The following is a 23,953-nucleotide window of genomic DNA, read 5'->3' as shown; positions in this document are numbered from 1 at the left end:
TCTCTCCTATCTTATAAAAAAGATATCTGAGACAAGGCATAGTTAAGAAATTAATGATAATTTAATAACCTTACCGCATCTTTACATTTTGCGATAGCGTTTTGTAACACTATTTTGATCTTGCTGAGAAAGCCAGTCTAATTTCTCTCCAACCTTGATCTCTAACCCTCTTTTTACGGGGTAATAGTATTGTGTATTTGCCATTTCTTTAGGGAAATAAACCTCTCCGGCTGCATAAGCATTAGGCTCATCATGCGCATAACGATATTCAGCACCAAGCCCCATTTCTTTCATTAATTTTGTTGGTGCATTACGCAAATGCTCAGGCACATCATAATCAGGTTTACTTTTGGCATCGGCAATAGCGGCTTTAAATGCGGTATAAACCGCATTACTTTTTGGTGCACAAGCCAGATATACAATTGCTTGAGCAATAGCACGCTCACCTTCTGCAGGACCAACACGAGTAAAACAATCCCATGCAGCAATTGCCACTTGCATAGCACGAGGATCGGCGTTTCCTACATCTTCTGATGCAATCGCCAATAAGCGACGAGCAACATAAAGCGGATCGCCACCTGCTGTTATGATCCTTGCATACCAGTAAAGAGCCGCATCAGGTGCGGACCCCCTGACTGATTTATGTAATGCCGAAATAAGATCGTAAAAACGATCACCTTTATTATCAAAACGAGCACTTCGTTCACCACTGATTTCTGTCAGTAATGCGGGTGTTAATACTCGTTTTCCTTGATTATCAACTTCAGCAATATCCGCCATCATTTCAAGCAAATTTAATGAACGACGTGCATCACCATTAACCAATTGTGCAATCATTTTACGAGTGTCATTAGGTAAAATGATATTGCGCCCACCTAAACCACGTTCAGTATCATCTAATGCTTGTTGAAGTACTAACTCAATATCAGCTTCAGTCAATGAGCGTAATAGATAAACTCTCGCCCTAGAGAGCAAGGCTGAGTTGAGTTCAAAAGAGGGATTTTCTGTTGTTGCGCCAATAAAAGTGATTGTGCCATCTTCAATATGAGGTAAAAAAGCATCTTGTTGACTCTTATTAAAACGATGGACTTCATCAACAAACAGGATAGTTCTACGCCCTGCATTGCGGTTTTGGCGCGCAATTTCAATAGACTCTCTAATTTCTTTAATACCCGATGTTACCGCAGATAATCGTTCTATATCAGCTTGCGCATAGCGGCCAATGATCTCAGCAAGTGTGGTTTTACCCGTACCAGGAGGCCCCCATAAGATCATGGAATGCAATTGACCCGCTTTAATCGCTCGAGGTAATGGTTTACCTTCAGCAAGTAAATGAGTTTGTCCGATATATTGCTCCAGCGTTTCAGGTCGCATTCTTGCGGCTAAAGGTTGGAACTCATTGCGTGAAAAATCGAGTGATAAATTACTCAAAATGTCCTCACTGACGTTGGTCATCCACAGTCACACCAGCAGGAGGTGTAAAGCGAAATGCTGATGCATCGATTGGCGCAGCCGTTTGAGCTGTTAATTGATAATTACTCACCTGACCATCTTGTTCTGTGGCAGCAAATTGCTGGATTTGCCCATTAGGTAACACGGTGATCGTAAAATGTTTTAAGTTATTTTCTACTTTTGGCGTTAGCTCAAAACGGTCACCCGTTTGTTTAACTTCATAATTTTGCCATTCTTTACTGTCGTTACGCGCGATCAACATAAACGGAGTATTGGTTGTGGCACTTTCAAGCCAAGTTGCAGTAACTTGCTCCACAAAGGGATTATAAAACCATAATGTTTTGCCATCAGAAATCAGTGTGCTTTCATCCGGCGCAGTCATTTGCCAATTAAACAAATCAGGGCGTTGTACTTTTAAATTTCCTTCCCCTTTTTGAATAAGGGTACCTTCATTGCTAGTGACAGTTTGGCTAAAGTTAGCTTGAAAACTATTTACTTTATTTAATCGTTGTTGCAGGTCTTGACGTGCATCAGCCCAAGCGGCTTGACTACTGATTAATGTTATCGCACACACTGCAAATAATACTTTTTTCATTTTACAAGCCTCGGCATGAGATTACGCCGACATAATGTCGGCGTATAAATTTTAATGATATTGTGCAGATTATCATGCTATCTCATTAGCTGATAACTGAGTTTTCAAGATATTACATATCAGAAGGCGGTGGTGAAAGTACATCACGTGTATTATTGTGATTTGGCGTACTGACAATACCTTGCATCTCCATTTGCTCCACAATTCTTGCTGCACGGTTGTAGCCAATTCTAAATTGACGTTGTACACCAGAAATAGAAACCCGTTGTTTTTCAACAACAAATTCTACCGCTTGGTCAAATAACGGATCAAGCTCTTCACCATCATCATATCCACCGCCACTATTACCTTCACCATCTTCACTACATTTGGTGATGGCTTCAATATATTGAGGTCGACCCCGTGCTTTCCAGTCAGTTGCCACAGCATGTACTTCATCATCACTAACAAAAGCACCGTGAACACGTTCAGGAACAAAACCATTGGGTGCGTAAAGCATATCACCCATTCCTAGTAATGATTCTGCGCCACCTTGGTCTAAGATAGTTCGAGAGTCGATTTTACTCGATACAGTAAAGGCGATACGGCTCGGAATATTGGCTTTAATTAAACCTGTAATAATATCAACAGAAGGTCTTTGTGTAGCAAGTACAAGGTGAATACCCGCAGCACGCGCTTTCTGTGCTAAGCGAGCAATCAGCTCTTCCACTTTCTTACCCGCAGTCATCATTAAATCAGCGAATTCATCGACCACAACCACGATATAAGGTTCTTTTTCCAACGTTGGCATTTCTGTTGCCATACTGTCTGTTGGTTTCCAGAATGGATCAGGAATAGGACGCGCCATTGCTTCGGCTTCTTTAATTTTTTCGTTATAACCTGCGAGATTACGCACACCTAATGCTGACATGAGTTTATAACGACGTTCCATTTCAGCCACACTCCAACGCAGAGCGCTTGCGGCATCTTTCATATCGGTAACGACTTCTGTCAGAAGATGCGGGATCCCTTCATAAACCGAAAGCTCAAGCATTTTAGGGTCAATCATAATAAAGCGAACATCTTCTGGTTTCGCTTTATAGAGAATGCTGATGATCATCGCATTCACACCGACAGATTTACCTGAACCTGTTGTACCAGCAACAAGTAAGTGAGGCATTTTAGCCAGATTGGCAACAACTGGTTGACCGCCAATATCTTTACCTAAAACAACAGTCAATGGAGAACGGCTATCACGGAATGCATTACTATCTAATAATTCACGCATATATACGGTTTGACGTTTTTTGTTAGGTAATTCCAATCCTACATACGGTTTTCCTGGAATAACTTCAACAATACGTACCGCAATGGCGGACAATGAACGTGCTAAGTCACGTGATAAATTTGATATACGCGCAGCTTTTACACCCGGCGCCAGTTCAAGTTCAAATCGTGTGATAACAGGCCCAGGTGAAATACCAACCACTTTGGCTTTAACACGATAATCATTAAGTCGCGCTTCAATAAGTTTACCAATACGCTCAAGCTCAAACATATCAACAGGTTCTTCTTCTACCGGCGGTGTTGTTAACAGATCCAAAGAAGGCATTGGCGTGGTTGGTTTTTGTAACGGTATGTCATTACGCATCAAGAATGGATGAATTAATGATTCTTGTTGCTGTTGCTGTTGCTGTTGCTGAGCCATATTAGACTGTGGCTCAATACGTGATTGCGATGCAGTTTGAGGTGCAGCTTGTGGCGTAACCGGTTCTGAAACAATCGGTGTAAATACTGGCTCTATCGGCTCTTCATCCAATAAGTCATCAATTGGCGAGAATGCCTCTAATGCTGTGAGCTCTTTTTCTAGCTCAATTTTAGGACTGTACTCTTCCTCTTCTTCATCACGAGGCGAAATTTGTAGAAATGCATTGCTGGTTGGGTATTCAACTTTTTTCTCAATAGTTTGCGTCGGTTGCGCTGATTGTGAAGCAAATGAATGTTGAATATGAGGTTGATAACCCGTTGTTGCTTGCAATGAAGGTGCTGGTGTTGATATTTGAGGTAAACCATCATCTTCTTCATCATCTAACGAAACATCATCACCATAACGATCCTGCAATTGTTGCTTAAATTGTGCTGCTAGTTGTTGCTGTTCATAAAGCTCATTCTCGTCGAGATCATTGCTATTATCTTCTGCTGAAGAGAATGTATTTGCAGTAACAGTAGGTTCGTCTCGATTATTATCTTGTTGATGATTAAAGGAAGAAAGCGGCGTCTCAATATTCGGCTCATAATGAGAGGCAGATTGCTCAATAACCTCATCAGCTTCGTCGCCATAGCGTTCACGTTGCTGTTCAAGAAATTGTTGGCGTAATTGCTGTTCAAAATTCGCTTGCTCTTGGATATCAGCTAATTCATCTTCAGGCTCTGATTGAACAGCTTCTTCACGGCGGCGTAGCTCTGCTTCACGTTGAGAAGGAATATGAATACCATAAAGCTCTCGACGTGTTGGTAATCGTACTGGATTTGGGCGTGGTAATTCAGGACCTAATCCTTGTTTAACTTGAGAACCATGACTCACAAAAGCACTTGTCGCCACCGTAGCAGCTTGCGTTAAAGCGTCTGTATCAGGTGCTAGCGAAAATGTTGGTTCAACGCTGCCCGCCGGCATAAAATTCTCTGTTGATGCAGACGATGGCTGTGCCATAGATTCATTTTCAAACGGCTCCACAGAAGATGTGTTTTCTCCAGGGATTGGCTCAGCAGCATATTGAGGAGCATTGACTTTTGATTGAGCTTCTTTTTTCAAGAAGGCTTCTGGAATATCAAAACGGTAATGTTCTGGTTCTTCCTCTGTATAAGTGGGTTGTGAAACCGTTACAGACACAACCGGCTCAGTTTGCGTCAATGTTTGCACATGTTCATCTGCGTCGTTTGTTGCAGAGAAAGATGGCAAATCATCGTCTTGTTTTGTTGCTTCAGATTGTAATGTATCTATCTCTTGCTGACGAGCTAGTTCAAGTGCTGAAGGTGCAGAAAATAAAATATCATCACTCTCTTCTGTTGCTAATTCAGATTGCTGATTTTCTTTTTGATTTGAATTTTCAGTTATTTCTGTAACAACATCCTGAGTATCATTTTCCTCTTCTTCATCCTCGTAATCAGCTTCATTTTGGCCTCTATTGGTAATAAAACCAATACATCCCAAAATAACAGCACCTATTTTTTCTGTGATTGTTAACCAAGACCAGCCAGTAAATAGTGTGAAACCAATAGCCCAAACTGATAACAGTGCAAGAGTCGCACCTAAAACATTAAACCATGGTAATAGGGCTTTGCTAAACAAACTTCCAATAACACCACCAGAGCTGAAATTATAGATATCATCAAAATTAAGATCAGCCAATGCACAAGAGGTAGAGATCAGAGCCAAAGCACCAATCGTGCGAAGTGCAAGAGAAAAGAAGTCGGTGTATTCACGGTTTTTTTGGTAGCGCAGAGAATTCCAGCACCCAAAAACCACAACGACAGGAATTGCATAGGCCAGTAAACCAAATGCGGAAAACAGAATATCAGCTAACCATGCTCCAATACTACCGCCTAAATTTTGAATAGGCTCATTCCAAGTGGTTTGTGACCAACTAGGATCAGAGGGATGGAAGCTAAGTAATGAAACCATTAAAAAGACAGCGCCAATGCCGATAAGAATGAGAATTGCCTCCCAAATACGGCGACGGTTGCTTATCTTTGTTAAACGAATATTTTTATCTTCTGTATATTCCTGGCTCAAAGAGAACTCTCCAGGTTTAACTTAGGGTGAATTAAAACGGAACAACGCTGAGATACCCCAGCGTTGAAACTGTATGCATAAACAGGAGTGTACCTAACTTTTTCCTGCTTTGCACCAACCTATTAAGTTGGCTTAACGAGTTTTAATTACAAGGCGGTTACTTTGTTTCACTTCTTCCATAACCACGTATGTACGTGTGTCATTAACACCAGGAAGACGTAACAGAGTTTCACCGAGTAATTTACGATAAGCGGACATATCAGGTACACGAGTTTTCAACAGATAGTCAAAATCACCAGAAACTAAATGGCATTCTTGGATTTCTTCAAGTTTTTGAACGGCCATATTGAATTGTTCGAAAACATCTGGTGCACCACGGTTTAATGTGATTTCCACGAATACCAGTAATGATGCATCTAAGTAATGTGGGTTTAACAGTGCTGTATAACCAGAAATAAATCCTTGGCGCTCTAAACGGCGTACACGCTCTAAACAAGGTGTTGGTGATAAACCTACACGTTTAGATAACTCAACGTTTGAAATACGTCCATCTTTTTGAAGCTCATTTAGAATATTCCGGTCTATTCTATCAAGATCTTTACCCGGACGTTTTTTATTATCAATCATCTCTATACTCTCTTTCTCTTTTTCTCTTACTTTATTTTCCTATACCCATACCTGTACACCTTCAGCATCAATGTCGAAACTTCGGTATCAAACGGTCAGAGCAAACTACCAATCTATTTTCTTTTAATGCCAGATAAAAATTCTATTTTATCCAAATACTCATTAGCAAATATCACAAAGTAACTATCCCATACCCTGTCTGTCTAAAAAATAATACGTATAACATCCGAGGATAATTGTCTTTAACAATCATGTTTTCGCAAATGTACAGCGGATTGTCAAAGTAAATGAGTAAAAATCAGAACAAGGCGCTATGTTTATTCTCTATATACGCAAGATAAACATCAATTGTAAAGCAAAATGTTTCATGTTAATTCGATGATGTTAGCGTAATATAACTCTATAATTATTAAACTATATTAGTATTAACTATTGCTAAAATAGCTAAAATATTATGTCTATTTCTCGTCATTAGCTTTTTTTAACGTCTTATTTCTCCTACAATCCCTCAATTCGCATCACGCCTAATCAGAGATGAGGTATACATGAGCACCATCAAACATAGCAAACTTATTATTTTAGGTTCTGGCCCTGCGGGTTATACCGCCGCCGTTTATGCTGCAAGAGCAAACTTAGAACCAGTACTGATTACGGGTGTTGAAAAAGGTGGCCAACTGACAACGACAACAGAAGTCGAAAACTGGCCCGGTGACCCAGAAGGGCTAACAGGTCCTGGATTAATGGACCGCATGTTTCAGCACGCCGAAAAATTTAATACAGAGATTATCTCTGACCATATTAATAAAGTCGATCTGAAAAACCGTCCATTTCGCCTATTTGGTGATGAACAAGAATACACTTGTGATGCATTAATTATCGCAACAGGTGCTTCTGCACGTTATATCGGTTTACCTTCAGAAGAATCATTTAAAGGCCGAGGCGTTTCTGCTTGTGCAACCTGTGACGGATTTTTCTATCGTAACCAGAAAGTCGCTGTTGTTGGTGGCGGTAACACCGCAGTAGAAGAAGCTCTGTATTTAGCTAATATTGCATCTGAAGTTCATCTGATCCATCGCCGTGACTCTTTCCGTTCTGAAAAAATCTTAATTAACCGTCTAATGGACAAAGTAAACAATGGCAATATTATTTTGCATACTGATCGTACCTTAGACGAAGTTCTTGGCGATGAAATGGGTGTAACGAAAGTTCGCTTAAAAGATACTAAGAGCGATAAAACCGAAGAATTAGATGTTATGGGTGTCTTTATCGCTATTGGACATAGCCCTAATACTGCTATTTTTGATGGTCAATTAGAATTAGACAATGGTTACATCAAAGTACAATCAGGTACTCAAGGTAATGCAACACAAACCTCTATTGAAGGGGTGTTCGCAGCAGGTGACGTAATGGATCACATTTATCGTCAAGCAATTACCTCTGCAGGCACAGGCTGTATGGCTGCTTTAGATGCAGAACGTTACTTAGACGCACAAAAATCCAACTAAAATCATCACTTCCTTTCAAGGCGCTATTTCAGTAGCGCCTTTTACCATGTAACATACTAGCCTGGTTGCCAAAGCGTATAACTACTTACTTTGGCCTTTCTGATACTTTGTATCTCACCTGCAGATTTGAATCTTTTCTTATGGATAAAACTAAACAAAATGAATTGGTTCGATGGCTGAAACAGCAAAGTGCTCCAGCCCGTCGATGGCTACGGCTATCAATGATCCTAGGTGTTGTAAGCGGTTTATTAATTATTGCCCAAGCATGGTTATTAGCTGTTTTACTTCAAGCGTTTATCATGGACAGTCTGAGCCGTGATACGCATATACCTACCTTTCTCACTCTTATTGGCATTTTTATCTTACGTGCCATCATTATGGCGATACGAGAGCGTGTAGGTTATCGCTGTGGTATGGCGGTCAGGCAACAAATTCGTAAAATCGTTCTTGATCGACTTGAAGAACTTGGTCCCGTTTGGGTTAAAGGTAAACCCGCGGGGAGCTGGGCTACAATTATTCTAGAGCAAATAGAAGATATGCAAGATTACTATGCACGTTATCTTCCACAGATGTATCTCGCAACGATTGTACCTATTCTTATCCTTATCACCCTCTTCCCAGTTAACTGGGTTGCCGGATTAATTCTCTTTTTTACCGCACCACTGATCCCACTATTTATGGCATTAGTTGGATTAGGTGCGGCAGATGCTAACCGTAGAAACTTTCTCGCATTAGGCCGCTTAAGTGGTAACTTCCTCGATAGATTAAGAGGGTTAGATACCTTGCGGTTATTTAACCGTGGTAATGCCGAAGTAAAACAAATTACAGAAGCAACAGAAGACTTCCGTAAACGCACGATGGAAGTGCTAAGAATGGCGTTCCTTTCTTCTGGCGTATTGGAATTTTTTACTGCTGTTTCTATTGCTGTGGTTGCTGTTTATTTCGGGTTTTCTTACTTGGGTGAACTTAATTTTGGTAGTTATGGTTTGGGTGTTACCCTCTTTTCAGGTTTCTTAGCGCTGATCCTTGCTCCTGAATTTTTTCAACCTTTACGAGATTTAGGCACTTATTATCATGCAAAAGCACAAGCAGTAGGTGCAGCAGAGTCTCTGGTTGAGTTTTTAGAGACCGACGGTGAAAAACCACAATTCACAGGCAATGAGCGAATCAATACAACAGAAAGTATTGAGATAATAGCTCATGATCTAGAAATTCTATCTCATCAAGGAGTCAAACTTGCGGGACCATTAAACTTTACCATTAACCCTAATCAACGAATTGCGATTGTGGGTCTAAGTGGTGCGGGCAAAAGTTCGTTATTAAATGCGCTACTCGGTTTTTTACCTTATCGTGGCTCATTAAAAGTAAATGGTGTTGAATTGACGCAACTCTCGCCTGAAGCATGGCGTCAATGTTTAAGTTGGGTGGGACAAAATCCAAATTTACCAGAACAAACCTTGCTAGATAATATTCGCTTAAGCAATCCTAATGCCAGCGATGAACAAATCAATATTGCTATTGAAAAAGCGTATGTCAGCGATTTTATTGATGAGTTACCCGACGGCTTAAATACGATTATTGGTGATAGTGCTGCTCGCCTTTCCGTTGGCCAAGCTCAGCGTATTGCTGTTGCTCGTGCTTTGTTGTCACCTTGTCAATTTTTGTTATTAGATGAACCAGCAGCAAGCCTTGATTCTCATAGTGAACAACGCGTGATGTATGCGCTTAATAACGCCTCATTAAATCAAACAACCTTGCTTATTACTCATCTACTCGAAGAGACTTTGGATTACGACCAAATTTGGGTGATGGAAAAAGGTCAAATTATTGAAACGGGCACTTATGCATCATTAAGCCAACAGAATGGCACTTTTGCTCGTCTTCTTGCTCATCGTAAAGAGGAACTTTAATTTATGAAAGTATTGCTTCCTTTTCTCGCACTCTATCGTCGCCACTGGTTTATGTTATTGCTAGGTATTGTTCTTGCTATCTTAACTTTACTGGCGAGCATTGGTCTTTTAACACTGTCAGGTTGGTTTTTAGCAGGAACATCTCTTGCGGGCTTTGCAGGGATTTATAGTTTTAACTATATGCTACCCGCCGCAGGTGTGCGAGGTGCTGCAATTTTTCGTACAGCGGGCCGTTATTTTGAAAGACTTGTTAGCCATGATGCAACGTTTCGCGTATTGTCACACCTGCGTGTATTCACCTTTAAAAAGATCCTCCCTCTTTCACCAGGTGGAATTGCACGTTTTCGTCAAGGTGAGTTACTTAACCGCTTAGTTGCTGATGTTGAAACGCTAGATCACCTTTATATTCGCGTTATTTCCCCTATTATTGCCGCTTTTGTCGTCATTATGACAATTATGTTTGGTCTTGGGTTTATCGATGCACGCCTAGCCAATACGCTAGGTGGTATTATGCTTACCTTGCTGATTGTTTTGCCTTTCATATTCTATTATGCAGGTAAACCAATTGGACGTGATCTCACCGATTTACGAGGCCAATATCGCACAGTATTAACTAGCATGTTGCAAGGACAAGCTGAATTAACTGTTTTTGGCGCATTACCTCGTTTTAGACAAAATTTGGCACAACTTGAAGCCAAATGGCTACGTAGACAAGCACAACAGGCAAACTTAACTGGCTTATCACAAGCACTAATGATCCTTGCATCAGGCCTAACAGCAACATTAATTCTATGGTTGGCGGCAGGGGGTATCGACAATAATTTTATGCCAGAAGCGTTAATTGCCTTATTTACATTCTGCGCATTAGCAGCATTTGAATCTTTAGCCCCTGTTACTGTCGCTTTCCAGCATTTAGGACAAGTAATGACGTCAGCAACACGTATTTCTCATTTAATTGAGCAAAAACCTGATGTCACTTTTCCTGAAAAAGGGGGAGAAACAGACGATCGCGCTACACTGAAAATGCACAATATTTGCTTTACTTATCCCACCCAACCAATGCAAGTTATCAATCACGTTGATTTAACGATTGAAGCAGGACAACACATTGCACTGTTAGGAAAAACAGGTTGTGGTAAATCAACACTATTGCAATTAATCAACCGCGCTTTTGATCCGACTCACGGTACTATCAGCTTAAATAACTTACCTATTGCTGAGTATGATGAAGCGACATTACGTTCAATGATGTCAGTTGTCCCTCAACGCGTTCATGTCTTTAGTCACACATTAAGAGAAAATCTATTGATGGCAAAAGAACAGGCAACAGATGAAGAGCTTAAAGATGTTCTTCAGCAAGTTGGTCTTGGGCAACTACTTGAAAATGATGAAGGCTTAAACGCATGGATGGGTGATGGCGGTAGACAGCTTTCTGGCGGCGAACAGCGGCGTTTAGGACTTGCAAGAGCGCTACTCCACAATGCACCTCTTGTATTGCTTGATGAGCCAACAGAAGGCCTTGATGCCGATACAGAACAGCAGATCCTCGCACTCTTGCATCAGCATTGCCAAGGTAAAGCCGTATTAATGATCACTCACAGACTTCACGGTTTAGATAAAATGGATAAAATCTGCGTTATGGATGGCGGAAAAATCGTTGAAACAGGCACCCATGCTTCGTTGTTACAGCAACAGGGGCATTATGCTAAATTTCATCAAAGACAAGCACTATTAACTCCGACTCACGAGGCATAATATGCCGTTGTTTCAATTAGATGATAGTGATTTGGATTTTCCAGAGCCTCATTTAGCATTAAAAGAGCCTAATGGATTATTAGCGATAGGGGGAGAAATCTCCCCTTCTCGATTACGTGTTGCATATCAATCAGGGATCTTCCCTTGGTATTTTCCCTACGAAGAGCCATTATGGTGGTCACCTGATCCCAGGGCTGTTTTACCAGCAGGTGATTTGCATATTGGGCGCAGTTTACGTAAATTTATTCGTCATCATCCGTATAGAATAACGCTAAATCATGCCTTTGCTTCAGTGATAGAGGCCTGTTCTATTCGTGATGAAGGTACATGGATAGGTCCTGATATTAAAGAAGGTTATGAAGCGTTGTATCATCAAGGTGAAGCACATTCTGTTGAAGTATGGGAAGGTGATAAACTCGTAGGTGGATTATACGGAGTCAATATCGGTGCGGTTTTTTGTGGTGAATCGATGTTTAGTCGCAGAGATAATGCTTCTAAATGTGCCTTTATTGCTTTTTATAACCATTTTCTTCGTTATGGGGGTCAACTATTTGATTGTCAGGTGCTAAACTCTCATACTGCCTCGTTAGGCGCCAGTGAGATCTCGCGTGACCATTATTTAGATGCATTATCGCGCTGGAAAAAAGTGATTATTGATAAAAAGTGTTGGTATCAGCAATCGTTGGAATTATAATCACTGCTTGTTTTTGTAAAGCCCTTCTTAATTTAAGACAGAATCGAGAAGATCATTCTGTTATTTATGCAAAAAGGTTTATACAAAAATTTTATCTTGCACACCCATTATGTGGTTAGGGTGTTGCTATTTTATTGCTACAAATACCACAAAACAAAGAATTACGACTTCTGTTATTACTTTTTATTTCACAAAGTAAAACGCAAGTTGCGGTAAGGATGTTAAGTGCAATAGCAAGGTGAACACCATTGCTATCCAATAACATTCCTTTACATAGGACAATATTTTCGGCATTATCTTGCCGTTTAAAAAATATGGTTATTAAAACTTAGAGGATTAGATGGCCAAAGAAGACAACATTGAAATGCAAGGCACTGTACTGGATACTCTGCCAAACACGATGTTCCGCGTAGAATTAGAAAACGGACACGTCGTTACCGCTCATATCTCAGGAAAAATGCGTAAAAACTATATTCGTATCCTGACAGGCGACAAGGTTACCGTTGAGCTGACCCCATATGACCTGAGCAAAGGCCGTATCATCTTCCGTAGCCGTTGATCCCAATCTGTTCTCTCCCGCTATTGTCATATAACGGGTGAAAAAAACACCACAGGCAAGGCATTTATTGATGCTCACCTGTGGTGTATGTTTTTATAGCTTAGTAAGATTAACCGCTATCGTTAGATAACGGTGTCTTCATTCTTGGCCAGTTTCTCTTGGCTAACAAACTCATAATTCAATTTGCCTGCCAACTTATCTAATGTCACAGAAACTGAACCACCATTGACAAGAGAACCAAATAAAATCTCATTAGCTAATGGTTTTTTCAAGTTGTCTTGAATAACTCGCGCCATTGGCCTTGCGCCCATCGCTTTATCATAGCCTTTATCGCACAACCATTGACGAGCTTCTTGACTAACTTCTAGCGATACCCCCTTATCATCTAGCTGCACTTGTAGCTCGACAATAAATTTATCCACTACCATAGAGATAATTTCTGGTGATAATGCATTAAACCAAATAATACTATCTAAACGGTTACGAAACTCTGGTGAGAACGCTTTTTTGATTTCGACCATCGCATCAGTGCTGTTATCTTGCTCTGTAAACCCAATCGATTTACGTTGCGTTTCACGCACACCGGCATTGGTTGTCATCACTAAAATGACATTACGAAAATCGGCTTTACGACCATTGTTATCCGTTAATGTACCGTTATCCATGACTTGTAACAGGATATTGAATACATCAGGATGTGCTTTTTCAATTTCATCAAGTAACACAACGGAATATGGATTTTTAATAACGGCGTCTGTTAATAATCCACCTTGATCAAAACCAACATAACCAGGAGGCGCACCAATTAAACGACTTACCGTATGTCTTTCCATATATTCTGACATATCAAAGCGTAGTAGTTTTACATTCAACGCTTTCGCTAATTGTACAGTAACTTCTGTTTTACCTACCCCAGTTGGGCCAGCAAATAAGAATGAACCTACTGGTTTGTTATCTTGACCTAAGCCTGCTCGACTCATTTTAATGGCTTCAGTTAATGCATGAATTGCAGGATCTTGACCGAATACCAACATTTTTAATTGGTTATCAAGATTTTTCAGTATTGATTTATCACTACTAGAAACTGTTTTTTCAGGAATACGTGCAATTTTAGCAACGACTGATTCAATATCAGAAACATTGATCGTTTTTTTGCGTTTACTTGGCGCAATTAAACGTGTTTTCGCACCCGCTTCATCAATAACGTCAATGGCTTTATCTGGTAGATGCCTATCAGTGATATATTTAACCGATAAGTCCACTGCTGCCTGAATCGCTTTATTAGTATAACGGACTTCATGGTGCGCTTCGTATTTCTGGCGCAATCCTTTAATGATCAAAACCGTCTCATCTGGAGATGGCTCAGTGACATCAATTTTTTGGAAACGACGCGCAAGCGCTCTGTCTTTTTCAAAAATATTACTAAATTCTTGATAAGTCGTAGAACCTATAACGCGAATCCGACCACCAGATAACAATGGCTTAATTAAGTTTGCCGCATCAACTTGTCCCCCCGATGCTGCTCCTGCACCAATAATGGTGTGGATCTCATCAATAAATAAGATGCTTTTTTCATCTTTTTCGAGGGTTTTCAGTAACGCTTTAAAGCGTTTTTCGAAATCACCACGATATTTGGTTCCCGCTAATAGCGAACCAATATCTAGTGAGTAAATAGTGTAGCCCTTCATAACGTCAGGAACATCATCTTGCTCAATACGCCATGCAAGCCCTTCTGCAATTGCCGTTTTACCGACGCCTGATTCGCCCACTAATAGCGGGTTATTTTTTCGACGACGACATAATACTTGAATAGTTCGTTCTAATTCAGCTTGACGCCCAATCAGAGGATCTATTTTACCTTGGCGCGCTAACTGATTAAGGTTAGTGGTAAAATTATCCATATGATCGTCACCTTGAGGCATCTCTTGCTGAGATTGTGCGTTCATATCATTCATGTCAGAAAGATCTTCGTTTTGTTGATCTTCTTTTGCAATACCATGAGAAATAAAATTCACGACATCAAGGCGACTAACGTCATGTTTACGTAATAAGTAAGCTGCGTGAGATTCTTGTTCACTAAAAATAGCCACCAGCACATTAGCACCAGAGACTTCATTTTTACCTGATGATTGAACATGAAAAACAGCACGCTGTAATACACGCTGAAAACTCAGCGTTGGCTGTGTTTCTCTGTCTACATTTTCAGGCAAAATAGGGGTTGTTTTACGAATAAAAACTTCAAGTTCTTCGCGTAAGACTGACAGATCGACTTTACAAGCTTCCAATGCTTCGCGTGCCGATTTATTACTTAATAGCGCCAACAACAGGTGCTCTACAGTCATAAATTCGTGTCTGTTATCACGGGCTTTCGCGAATGCAACATTAAGACTCAGCTCTAATTCGTGATTAAGCATAAGCACCTCCTCCTTAAAAAACTAACCGGATCATGCCTGTTCAAGAGTGCACAAAAGTGGGTATTCATTTTCTCTCGCATACAGATTAACTTGAGCCACTTTTGTTTCGGCAATATCCGCACTATAAACCCCACAAACTCCTTTCCCTTTATGATGAACGTCCAACATAATTTGCGTTGCTTTTTCCTCGCTAAGGAAAAAATACATCGTAAGCACTTCTACAACAAAATCCATGGGGGTGTAATCATCATTATTCAAGATCACCTTATACATGGATGGTGGCTCATTTTTCTGATGAACATCTTCCCCTAACGTGGTTTCTGTTAAAAAATCAAACTGACCCATTGTTTTGCATTACTCATAGTTTTGTTAAACGTCATTTTCAATTATGACATTTAGTTTACCATCTCACAGGAAAGTCTGCCTATCAACGCTTTTTTATTCCTTCTTTTTGCATTCAAAAAATTACAAAGCGTTAGCTACATCAAAATTTCGCCTTATCGAAACACTTTCTATCCCTTCCACCTCTTGACGACTGAAACAATAAAATAGAGTATGTTTTATGAACAGCTCAGTAAATATACTGAAAGTGATGTTAAACAAATAAATACAAGTATATGAGAGAAGCTAAGTATGGAGACAGGTACAGTAAAGTGGTTCAATAACGCTAAGGGCTTTGGTTTCATTACCCCTGAAAAAGGTGGCGAGGATATTTTTGCCCACTATTCAACAATTAGAATGGAAGGCTACCGCACACTTAAAGCGGGGCAGAAAGTTAATTATAGCACGATAAAAGGGCCTAAAGGTGACCATGCTGACCTTATCATTCCTATTGTCGAATAGAAGATAATTTACAGTATAGATAAACCCAATAAAAAATACCTTTTACTCATAATAGTTGGGTATTTTTAGTTAAACAGAATACCTAATTCATTCAAATAAAAGCCCTTTATATTTTAAGGGCTTTTATCTTATGGTTTGAATTATTCTCTCGCGAGGGCATCTATTGGATTCATTTTTGCTGCATTTCTTGCAGGTAAAAATCCAAAAATAATTCCAATAGCAGTCGAACAAATAAAAGCACTCACTAATGCAATGGGCTGAAAGACAAAATGCCAATCAGGCAACATAGCACTTGCAATCATGGCAATACCAAATGACAGGCCTATTCCCAGTAATCCGCCTACTAGACAAACCAATACAGATTCTATAAGGAATTGTTGCATCACATCACTAGCTCTGGCACCAACCGCCATTCTAATACCAATTTCTCGCGTTCTTTCAGTCACTGAAACCAGCATAATATTCATTACACCAATCCCCCCCACGACCAATGAAATAACAGCCACTAAAGTGAGAAACAGTTGCATTGTTTGAGTGGTACTTTCAGCAGCCTTAATAAAACTATCAAGGTTATAAGTGAAAATATCTTTTTTACCATGCCTAATCGTTAATAAACGGAGAATTTGTTGTTCTGCAACGCTGGCATCATAACCTTCAATTGCCCTTACTGTAATACTATCAAGATAACTTCGATTCAAAATGCGACTATTTAGAGTACTGTAAGGCACCCAAACACGTAATGACTGTCCATTGCCAAAAGCCGATTTTTTCTCAGCAATGACACCAACAATCGTAGAGGGAATATTACGAATAATGATTTGCTCACCAATAACCTCTTTTTTATGAGGAAAGAATCGCTGACGGGTATTTTCATCAATAACAACAACTTGGGCTTGTCGCTGGATCATATCAGGTGTAAATGAGCGACCTTGTGAAAACGTCATCGCATACACAGTGAAATAATCATCACTAACTCCCGCAACAGATGCTGGCGAATCTTGGTTTCCACGACGTAATCGCGTACTAAATTGCACTTGTGGTGTAACCGCTTGCACATAAGATTGCTGTTTTAAAGCAAAAACATCTTGTAGCGTTAATGATTGCCTATCTTCTGGTGAGTCGCTCCCGAAATCTTTCCCGGGATAGATATCAATCGTATTAGAACCAATCGCTTTTATATCAGCCAGCACCATGCTTTTAGCTGCATCACCAATGACAATAATCGTGACGACAGAGGCTATGCCAATAATAATGCCGAGCATCGTTAGCAAAGTGCGTACTTTATTCACAACCATGGCACGCCAGGCCATATCTAATGCTTGTGTAAAACGCCCGAATATTTGCCCGAAATAAGGAGATGGTAAAACAGCTGTTGTCTCTTTTTTAACTTTATTTACTGTTATTTGATGGCAGTTATCATTAATGATTTCACCATCTTTTATTTCTATAATTCTTTCAGCTTGTGCCGCAATTAAAGGATCATGCGTTACGATAATAACTGTATGCCCTTGTTCATTTAATTGCTTCAAAATAGCCATTACTTCTTTACCAGAATGACTGTCTAATGCACCAGTAGGCTCATCAGCAAGAATGACCTCGCCACCATTCATCAACGCTCTCGCAATACTTACACGTTGTTGCTGGCCACCAGAAAGTTGATTAGGTCGATAATCAATACGCTCACCTAATCCTAAACGAGTTAATAATTCACGTGCTCTTTCTTTACGTTGAGTGGCATTTTTATCTGCATAGATGGCTGGAATTTCAACATTCTGTTCTGCACTTAAATGAGACATTAAATGATAGCGCTGGAAGATAAAACCAAAATGTTCACGACGTAATGCAGCAAGTTGATCGCCATCCATTTTCGCAACACTTTGGCCAGCAACTTTATATTCACCGCTATTGGGTTTATCTAAACAGCCTAAAATATTCATTAAAGTTGATTTACCGGAACCAGAAGCGCCAATAATCGCCACCATTTCGCCAGCATTAATCGTTAATGAGATTTTATTGAGAACAACGGTTTCTTCTTCACCATTGTTATATATGCGACTAACCTCATTGAGTTCTAATAATGCCGGCATTATGCTTCTCCTGAAGTTTCACCCAGAATAACCTCATCGTTTTCTTTTAATCCGCTGAGAACTTCGGCATAAACATCAGTACGCATACCTATTTTTACTGTGCGTTTTTCTGGCTGACCATTAACCAATACATCAACATAATATTCATTAATGCCTACATTATCACCTAACACAGAAAGCGGAACGAGAAGCACATTTTTCTTATTTTCGATAAGAATTTTAACTTGAGCAGTCATTTGCAGCCGTAATAAATGCTGTTCATTAGGTACTTCAAAACGAGCATAGTAGAAAATAGCATCATTAATTTTTTCAGGGGTCGGCAAAATATCTTTCAACTTACCACTGAAGGCTTTATCTGGTGCACCTAACACTGTAAAAGAGGCACTAAGATCGGGTTTTAAATAGATAACATCCGCTTCAGAAACTTCCGCTTTTACCAGCATCGTATCTAAATCGGCTAAGGTTAAAATCGTTGGGGCCTCTTGTGCGGCAATGACGGTTTGGCCTTCAAGCGTTTTAATAAACGTCACTATGCCATCCATAGGCGCAGTGATACGTGTATATTGCAGATTCGTTTTTGCTGTATCTAACGTAGCTTGGTTCTTTTTAATTTGTGCTTGATAAGTGATGATACGTGCTTTTTTTACTTCAACATCGGTTTTAGTGCGATCAAGTTCATCTTGCGCAATAGCATGAGTACCAATCAGCTTTAATTGACGTTGATATGTAAGTTGCGCTAAACGTAATTCGGCCTGTGCCTGCTGAAGGTTTGCTCTAAGCTCATTGTTGGTTTCCTGCGATTCAGTGACGTCATTTTGCGCTTTCTTAGGATCAATAATCGCTAACAAGTCCCCCTTTTTAACCGCATCGCCTTCTTTCACAAACAAAGTTTGTAATTGACCACTGACTTGCGCACCCACATCAACTTTACGCACAGCATCAAGCTTCCCTGTTGCGGTCACTTCTTTTGACAAATCACCTCGTGTGATCTGTTGCGTTTGATATATCGGTGCCTTCTCTTTAGGCCAAAAAAAGTATGTCGCAATTGCTGCAAAAATTAAAATAAGGGTGAGTATTCTCCCTCGCTTTTTTAAAGATAAAAAAGCCATGTTTTTTCCTTTTTAAACATAAAGATCTAATAAATAACACAACGCTTTAGCTATGAGCTTTTATTCTCATAGCTAAATAAAATAAGTGTAGATCTCGTGAATTTATCTTACTGACACAAGTGTAATGAATCCGAACTAATTCGCCTTACCTCTTGCAAGCCATGCAACACGAGAAAACATACTTTTTAGTATGGAAGGGATGGAATCTATTCCGCGTTGAGCTGCATTGTTAGCCACCGTTAGTGCAAGATCTGGCTTTGATGAACGTTGAATAGCTTTAATAATCACTCGACGAGTCGGCCATTTTTCATTATCTGGCACACCGGCTACATCATGATATACATTACGAAAGCCTTCTTTGTATAAAAAGTGTTCCATATCTAATGCCGGGAGCTTCGTTAATCTATCACGCTCTGCGTCATTGCTTTTTAACGCAAAATCCTTAACGGTAGCGGCATATTTCTTACCCGCTTCATCACCATCCACTAAGGTATGCCATTCTATACCCATATAGGTTGCGTACTTTAATAATGGCTTAAGTCCACATTGAGCAAATTCAATGACTTTTATTCCTTCCGCTTCAAAGAAATAATTACATTGCCTTGCTAATTCGTTCATTAACCAAATCTCTGTTTCGCCTTCAACCAATAACCAACAACGCGCAAATAACGCAGAGGGTCGGTTATAACGAATATGAAAGGAGATACGTCGCTCTTCATCAGAATGTAGTTGCTGCTCCCCAACACGATAAGCAGCAACTTTATCGGTATCACGCACTAAACGACACACGCTCTCTAATGGTGCAAGTGACAACAATTCACCTGAGTTTGTGGTTGTGATCCGTTGTAATGAGAAAAGATTGAGTAATCCCCAAGCCACCGAAAGCATAATAGGATGTAAACGCGTTTCTGGATTTTCAACAATTACAATAGGCCTTGCATAAGGATCTAACGCAGCACTACCACGAGATTGTAATATAGAAGAGAACATCCCCAAGATAATTAATCGAATACTTCTTTGATTGGGTTTTGCCAGTACTTTATTAATATTTTCTAAAGCGTGCCAACCACGTACATGAGGTTCGTTAACCTTGCGATGGCGAGGGCGAGATTTAAACAACAACGAACCGTGATCTGCAAAATAGTGCCCTAACAGTTGTTGCATTGCATCAAGGCCTTCACGTAAATCATCATCTGACAACTCATCAGGATTTTTGACTAACGCTTTGGTTAACTCACTCATTTTATTATTAAACGCTTCTCGGTGAGGATTATTATGAGGATCGATAACGTCAGAGGCAAGATCACGAACAAAACGCGCATCTTGTAAGCGAAGAACAGGATAAAGCCTAACTATCTCTGCAATGATTTCTTGAGTTTGTCCATTAGGTAAGCGAATTTGCTTTCCTTCTTTATCCAGAAAATAGCGGAATGTTTTTACATTCTTTTGTTCATCTAATTCAGCGCTGATACGGTAATAGATATGTTTTAGTTCATCACCATTTGTAACCCATACAGGCGCTATTTTATGGAAACGATAAGAACGATGTCGTCCAGGGCGTGATTCAGTAAATGTCAGAATAATTTGTAGACTTTTTTTACTATTTTCTTCCAACTCATTCGGCAAACGATGGAAATCCTCGGGTGTAAATGCATATTGATAGGTTTCAATACCCAAGCTGAGTGTTAACGCATCAAGTAATGAGCTTTTACCCCACGCATTTTCACCCACTAAGACTGTATTCATATCAAGAGGTAATGAAAGACGATTAAGTCCACGGAATCCAACAATTTCCACTCTTTCTAAATACATAAATGCCCTCGTTAGTTACGACTAAGCTATGTTTTTTTATTCTTTCTATCTTAATTTTATGCTTAATCTGCCAATAATTTCACTTAATGAATATTTTCATTAAATCACAGTTAAAGAGTGTCGTAATAAAATTTACTCAACTATTCGATATATACCCAAATCGTTCGCTTTTCAAACAATTAAAGCCACTTATCGGTAAACATGTTAGGCTCATGGCTTCAATAAAAATTTTAGATTTATCTCAGCTTCTGTATCCACAACAACATAAGTAAATGTTATAATAAAGACAGCGTTATTAATTTATTTTATAATTTGAGTGCACTCAGTAAGGAATAGAAATGTTATCAGGGTTATTGATTATCCTACTGCCACTTTTTGTAGGGTATTTGATTAAGTTAAACAATCGCCCATTACTTCATCTGGCAAATCGCCTACTTAGTGCGATGGTTTACGTTATCCTATTTCTAATGGGCGTCAGTTTAGCCATGTTAGATAATATTGGTGAAAATTTAGTCTCTATTCTTGCTTATGCCAGCGTTTTCTTTTTATGTACCTTTGGTGCAAATTTACTATTTTTATGGCTATTGGATAAAAAAGATCCTTGGCATGTCCCTGCACATAAGCAATCTAAGCCCCCATCACGCATAAAAATGGTACTTGAATCACTACAATTATGCGGTGTCGTTGTTGTCGGTTTTTTTGTTGGCTTAACGGGCTGGTCAATCTTTCATTATGCATCTCATGCTAGCCAAGGTGCGCTTATCTTCTTGCTGTGGTTAGTCGGATTACAATTACGTAATAGCGGAATGAGCCCAAAACAAATTTTAATTAATCGCCGAGGAACAACCGTTGCTGTTGTCATGGGGGTGAGTGCGCTTGCAGGTGGTGCTTTAGCTGCTTATTTACTAGGGTTGCCGATGAAAATGGGATTAGCCATTGCATCTGGATATGGTTGGTACTCTTTATCTGGGATTGTACTTACCGATGCATTTGGTCCTGTTATTGGTAGTACTGCATTTTTCAATGATTTAATGCGTGAATTAGCGGCAATTATGCTTATTCCTATCATTGTTAATCGATATAGAAACACGGCATTAGGGATTTGTGGTTCAACTTCCATGGACTTTACTTTACCTGTTTTACAAAGAAGCGGCGGTGTTGCCATCGTTCCTGCGGCTATTGTGCATGGATTTGTTTTAAGTTTAATCACACCAATCTTAATGGCGTTCTTTACTTCATAGAAAAATCAGTAACAATAGAACGATAACGTTCTCTTTTTACAATGGATTAACCATGAATCAACAGCGTGTATTAGTACTTGGTGCAAGTGGGCATATTGGTCAAAATCTTATTCCAGCTTTGATAGAGCAAGGTCATCAGGTCACTGCAGGTGCCCGTCGAGTAGACTGGATGATGTCTCAAGGTTGGGAAAATACACGCTGTATCTTTGTCGATTTATATGATCCTGAAACCTTAACCAAAGTCATGCATGATACTGATATTGTTTATTACCTTGTTCATAGCATGAGCGATGCACATAATTTAATTGAGCAAGAGCGTAAAGCGGCAATCAATGTTGTGGAAGCATTAGAAGGCAGTAATGTTAAACAAATTATCTTCTTAAGTGCGTTACAACATAAAGACCAACAATATTCACCTCATCTTATTGCCCGAAAACTAACAGGAGAAGTGTTAAGAACCAGCACTATTCCCGTGACCGAAATTCGCACCTCAATGATTGTCGGACCAGGCTCTGCTGCCTTTGAGATTATGCGTGATATGGTTTACAACCTCCCTATTCTTACACCACCACGTTGGGTTCGTTCTAAATCTTCCCCTATTGCGCTCAAAAATTTAATTCACTATTTAACTGAAATTATTCATCATCCCACTCATCAACACCGTATTTTTGATGCTGGTGGTCCTGAATATATTAGCTATCAAACCCTTTTTGAGCGTTTTATTAAAATCTCAGGTAAAAAACGCGTATTAATCCCGCTACCGATGCCCGGCAGTCTTATTTCTGCCGGCTTTATCAGTATGATCACTTCTGTGCCAACCTCTATTGCCAAAGAGCTGATCCAAGGGCTTAAATACGATCTCCCAGCCAATGATGAACCATTACGTAAACTTATTCCTCAAACCCTAATTAAATTTGATGATGCAGTAAAAGAAACACTCGCTGATGAAGCAGCAGCTTTAGATAACAAAGATTGGGGTTACTCTCCTGCTGTTCGTAGTCGTTGGAAACCTGGCTATGGCTATTACCCTAAAAATGCAGGTTATACAGTATCCACACCAGCAAGCGCAGCATCGCTTTGGCATACAGTGCAACAAATCGGCGGAAAACAAGGCTATTTTTATGGTAATGCGTTATGGAAAATACGCGCCATTATGGATGATATCGCTGGAAATAAAGTTACTTACGGACGCCCTTCTAGAGAAACATTAGTGCTTGGCGATATGATTGATGGTTGGCGAGTGATCAAACTTGAGCCTGAAAAACAGCTCACACTATTATTTGGAATGAAAGCGCCCGGTTTAGGTAGACTTTCTTTCACAATCCACGACAGTGGTAATCTTCGTTCAATAGATGTTCGTGCTTGGTGGCACCCAGCAGGATTTAGTGGATTACTTTATTGGTTCGCGATGATGCCCGCGCACTTATTTATTTTCAAAGGTATGGCTAAAACAATAAGTATTAACGCTTATAAACTGGATAAAAATTCATCTAACGGTGAGAAAAAATAGCTAAACTACCCATTTTTATATAAAGAAACCACTTTATTATGCAGTTTTAGTTGCATAATTATTCTTAC

The 23,953-nt window shown here is 39.7% G+C and carries 17 protein-coding genes; 8 read left to right on the top strand and 9 right to left on the bottom strand.

Going from position 1 to position 23,953, the window contains the following annotated elements:
- Nucleotides 1-81: 81 nt before the first annotated feature.
- From GWI59_RS11275 to lrp, 4 genes are all read right to left on the bottom strand, one after another.
- Nucleotides 82-1,431, bottom strand: coding sequence for a replication-associated recombination protein A (locus GWI59_RS11275; RefSeq protein WP_109847573.1), 1,350 nt, complete (start codon nucleotides 1,429-1,431; stop codon nucleotides 82-84).
- Nucleotides 1,432-1,438: 7 nt separating this feature from the next.
- A complete protein-coding gene (gene lolA, locus GWI59_RS11270) occupies nucleotides 1,439-2,047 on the bottom strand; it encodes an outer membrane lipoprotein chaperone LolA (protein WP_006537448.1) in 609 nt (202 codons plus the stop codon).
- A 112-nt stretch (nucleotides 2,048-2,159) separates the two neighbouring features.
- Entirely contained in the window at nucleotides 2,160-5,819 is a 3,660-nt protein-coding gene (locus GWI59_RS11265; RefSeq protein WP_161724660.1) for a DNA translocase FtsK 4TM domain-containing protein, read from the bottom strand.
- A 132-nt stretch (nucleotides 5,820-5,951) separates the two neighbouring features.
- The gene (lrp, locus tag GWI59_RS11260; protein WP_004244566.1) at nucleotides 5,952-6,446 is read right to left on the bottom strand and encodes a leucine-responsive transcriptional regulator Lrp; all 495 of its coding nucleotides are present in this window, start codon (nucleotides 6,444-6,446) and stop codon (nucleotides 5,952-5,954) included.
- Between the two features lie 545 nt (nucleotides 6,447-6,991).
- Here lrp and trxB point away from each other — a divergent pair.
- The 5 genes from trxB (at nucleotide 6,992) to infA (ending at nucleotide 12,869) form a co-directional block, all read left to right on the top strand.
- Nucleotides 6,992-7,951, top strand: coding sequence for a thioredoxin-disulfide reductase (gene trxB / locus GWI59_RS11255; protein WP_072062814.1), 960 nt, complete (start codon nucleotides 6,992-6,994; stop codon nucleotides 7,949-7,951).
- A 140-nt stretch (nucleotides 7,952-8,091) separates the two neighbouring features.
- Complete coding sequence (gene cydD / locus GWI59_RS11250; protein ID WP_109400823.1) at nucleotides 8,092-9,861, top strand: heme ABC transporter permease/ATP-binding protein CydD; 1,770 nt, start codon at nucleotides 8,092-8,094, stop codon at nucleotides 9,859-9,861.
- Nucleotides 9,862-9,864: 3 nt separating this feature from the next.
- Complete coding sequence (gene cydC, locus GWI59_RS11245; RefSeq protein ID WP_006537455.1) at nucleotides 9,865-11,616, top strand: heme ABC transporter ATP-binding protein/permease CydC; 1,752 nt, start codon at nucleotides 9,865-9,867, stop codon at nucleotides 11,614-11,616.
- Between the two features lies 1 nt (nucleotide 11,617).
- Nucleotides 11,618-12,310, top strand: a complete 693-nt coding sequence (aat, locus tag GWI59_RS11240; RefSeq protein ID WP_072062817.1) for a leucyl/phenylalanyl-tRNA--protein transferase — start codon at nucleotides 11,618-11,620, stop codon at nucleotides 12,308-12,310.
- Between the two features lie 340 nt (nucleotides 12,311-12,650).
- Nucleotides 12,651-12,869, top strand: coding sequence for a translation initiation factor IF-1 (gene infA, locus GWI59_RS11235; protein WP_004244560.1), 219 nt, complete (start codon nucleotides 12,651-12,653; stop codon nucleotides 12,867-12,869).
- A 122-nt stretch (nucleotides 12,870-12,991) separates the two neighbouring features.
- Here infA and clpA read toward each other — a convergent pair whose 3' ends face one another.
- Both clpA and clpS read right to left on the bottom strand, forming a co-directional pair.
- Nucleotides 12,992-15,283 carry an ATP-dependent Clp protease ATP-binding subunit ClpA gene (gene clpA, locus GWI59_RS11230; protein ID WP_161671401.1) on the bottom strand — a complete coding sequence of 764 codons (2,292 nt, stop codon included), beginning with the start codon at nucleotides 15,281-15,283 and terminating at the stop codon, nucleotides 12,992-12,994.
- 30 nt (nucleotides 15,284-15,313) lie between these two features.
- Nucleotides 15,314-15,628 (bottom strand): ATP-dependent Clp protease adapter ClpS, encoded by a 315-nt coding sequence (gene clpS, locus GWI59_RS11225; protein WP_072062819.1) that lies wholly within the window; start codon nucleotides 15,626-15,628, stop codon nucleotides 15,314-15,316.
- Nucleotides 15,629-15,916: 288 nt separating this feature from the next.
- Here clpS and cspD point away from each other — a divergent pair, with 288 nt between their 5' ends.
- Nucleotides 15,917-16,126 carry a cold shock domain-containing protein CspD gene (cspD, locus tag GWI59_RS11220; RefSeq protein ID WP_006537462.1) on the top strand — a complete coding sequence of 70 codons (210 nt, stop codon included), beginning with the start codon at nucleotides 15,917-15,919 and terminating at the stop codon, nucleotides 16,124-16,126.
- Between the two features lie 140 nt (nucleotides 16,127-16,266).
- Here the strand turns inward: cspD and macB are convergent, their stop codons facing one another.
- The 3 genes from macB to GWI59_RS11205 form a co-directional block, all read right to left on the bottom strand.
- Nucleotides 16,267-18,213 (bottom strand): macrolide ABC transporter ATP-binding protein/permease MacB, encoded by a 1,947-nt coding sequence (gene macB, locus GWI59_RS11215; protein ID WP_109847518.1) that lies wholly within the window; start codon nucleotides 18,211-18,213, stop codon nucleotides 16,267-16,269.
- Nucleotides 18,213-19,322 (bottom strand): macrolide transporter subunit MacA, encoded by a 1,110-nt coding sequence (macA, locus tag GWI59_RS11210; protein ID WP_072062823.1) that lies wholly within the window; start codon nucleotides 19,320-19,322, stop codon nucleotides 18,213-18,215. The genes macB and macA overlap by 1 nt, the downstream gene beginning before the upstream one ends.
- Before the next feature lie 135 nt (nucleotides 19,323-19,457).
- The gene (locus GWI59_RS11205) at nucleotides 19,458-21,134 is read right to left on the bottom strand and encodes an ATP-dependent nuclease (protein WP_109847516.1); all 1,677 of its coding nucleotides are present in this window, start codon (nucleotides 21,132-21,134) and stop codon (nucleotides 19,458-19,460) included.
- 338 nt (nucleotides 21,135-21,472) lie between these two features.
- Here GWI59_RS11205 and GWI59_RS11200 point away from each other — a divergent pair, with 338 nt between their 5' ends.
- On the top strand, nucleotides 21,473-22,375 hold the full coding sequence (locus tag GWI59_RS11200) for a lysine exporter LysO family protein (RefSeq protein ID WP_072062825.1): 903 nt from the start codon (nucleotides 21,473-21,475) through the stop codon (nucleotides 22,373-22,375).
- A 52-nt stretch (nucleotides 22,376-22,427) separates the two neighbouring features.
- Nucleotides 22,428-23,885, top strand: a complete 1,458-nt coding sequence (locus tag GWI59_RS11195) for a DUF2867 domain-containing protein (protein ID WP_109847515.1) — start codon at nucleotides 22,428-22,430, stop codon at nucleotides 23,883-23,885.
- Nucleotides 23,886-23,953: the final 68 nt, after the last annotated feature.

This window comes from Proteus sp. G2673 (genome assembly GCF_009915125.1).
Lineage (GTDB): Bacteria > Pseudomonadota > Gammaproteobacteria > Enterobacterales > Enterobacteriaceae > Proteus > Proteus penneri.
Note: the sequence above shows the minus strand (reverse complement) of the source record. Positions and strands in the feature narration are given on the sequence as shown.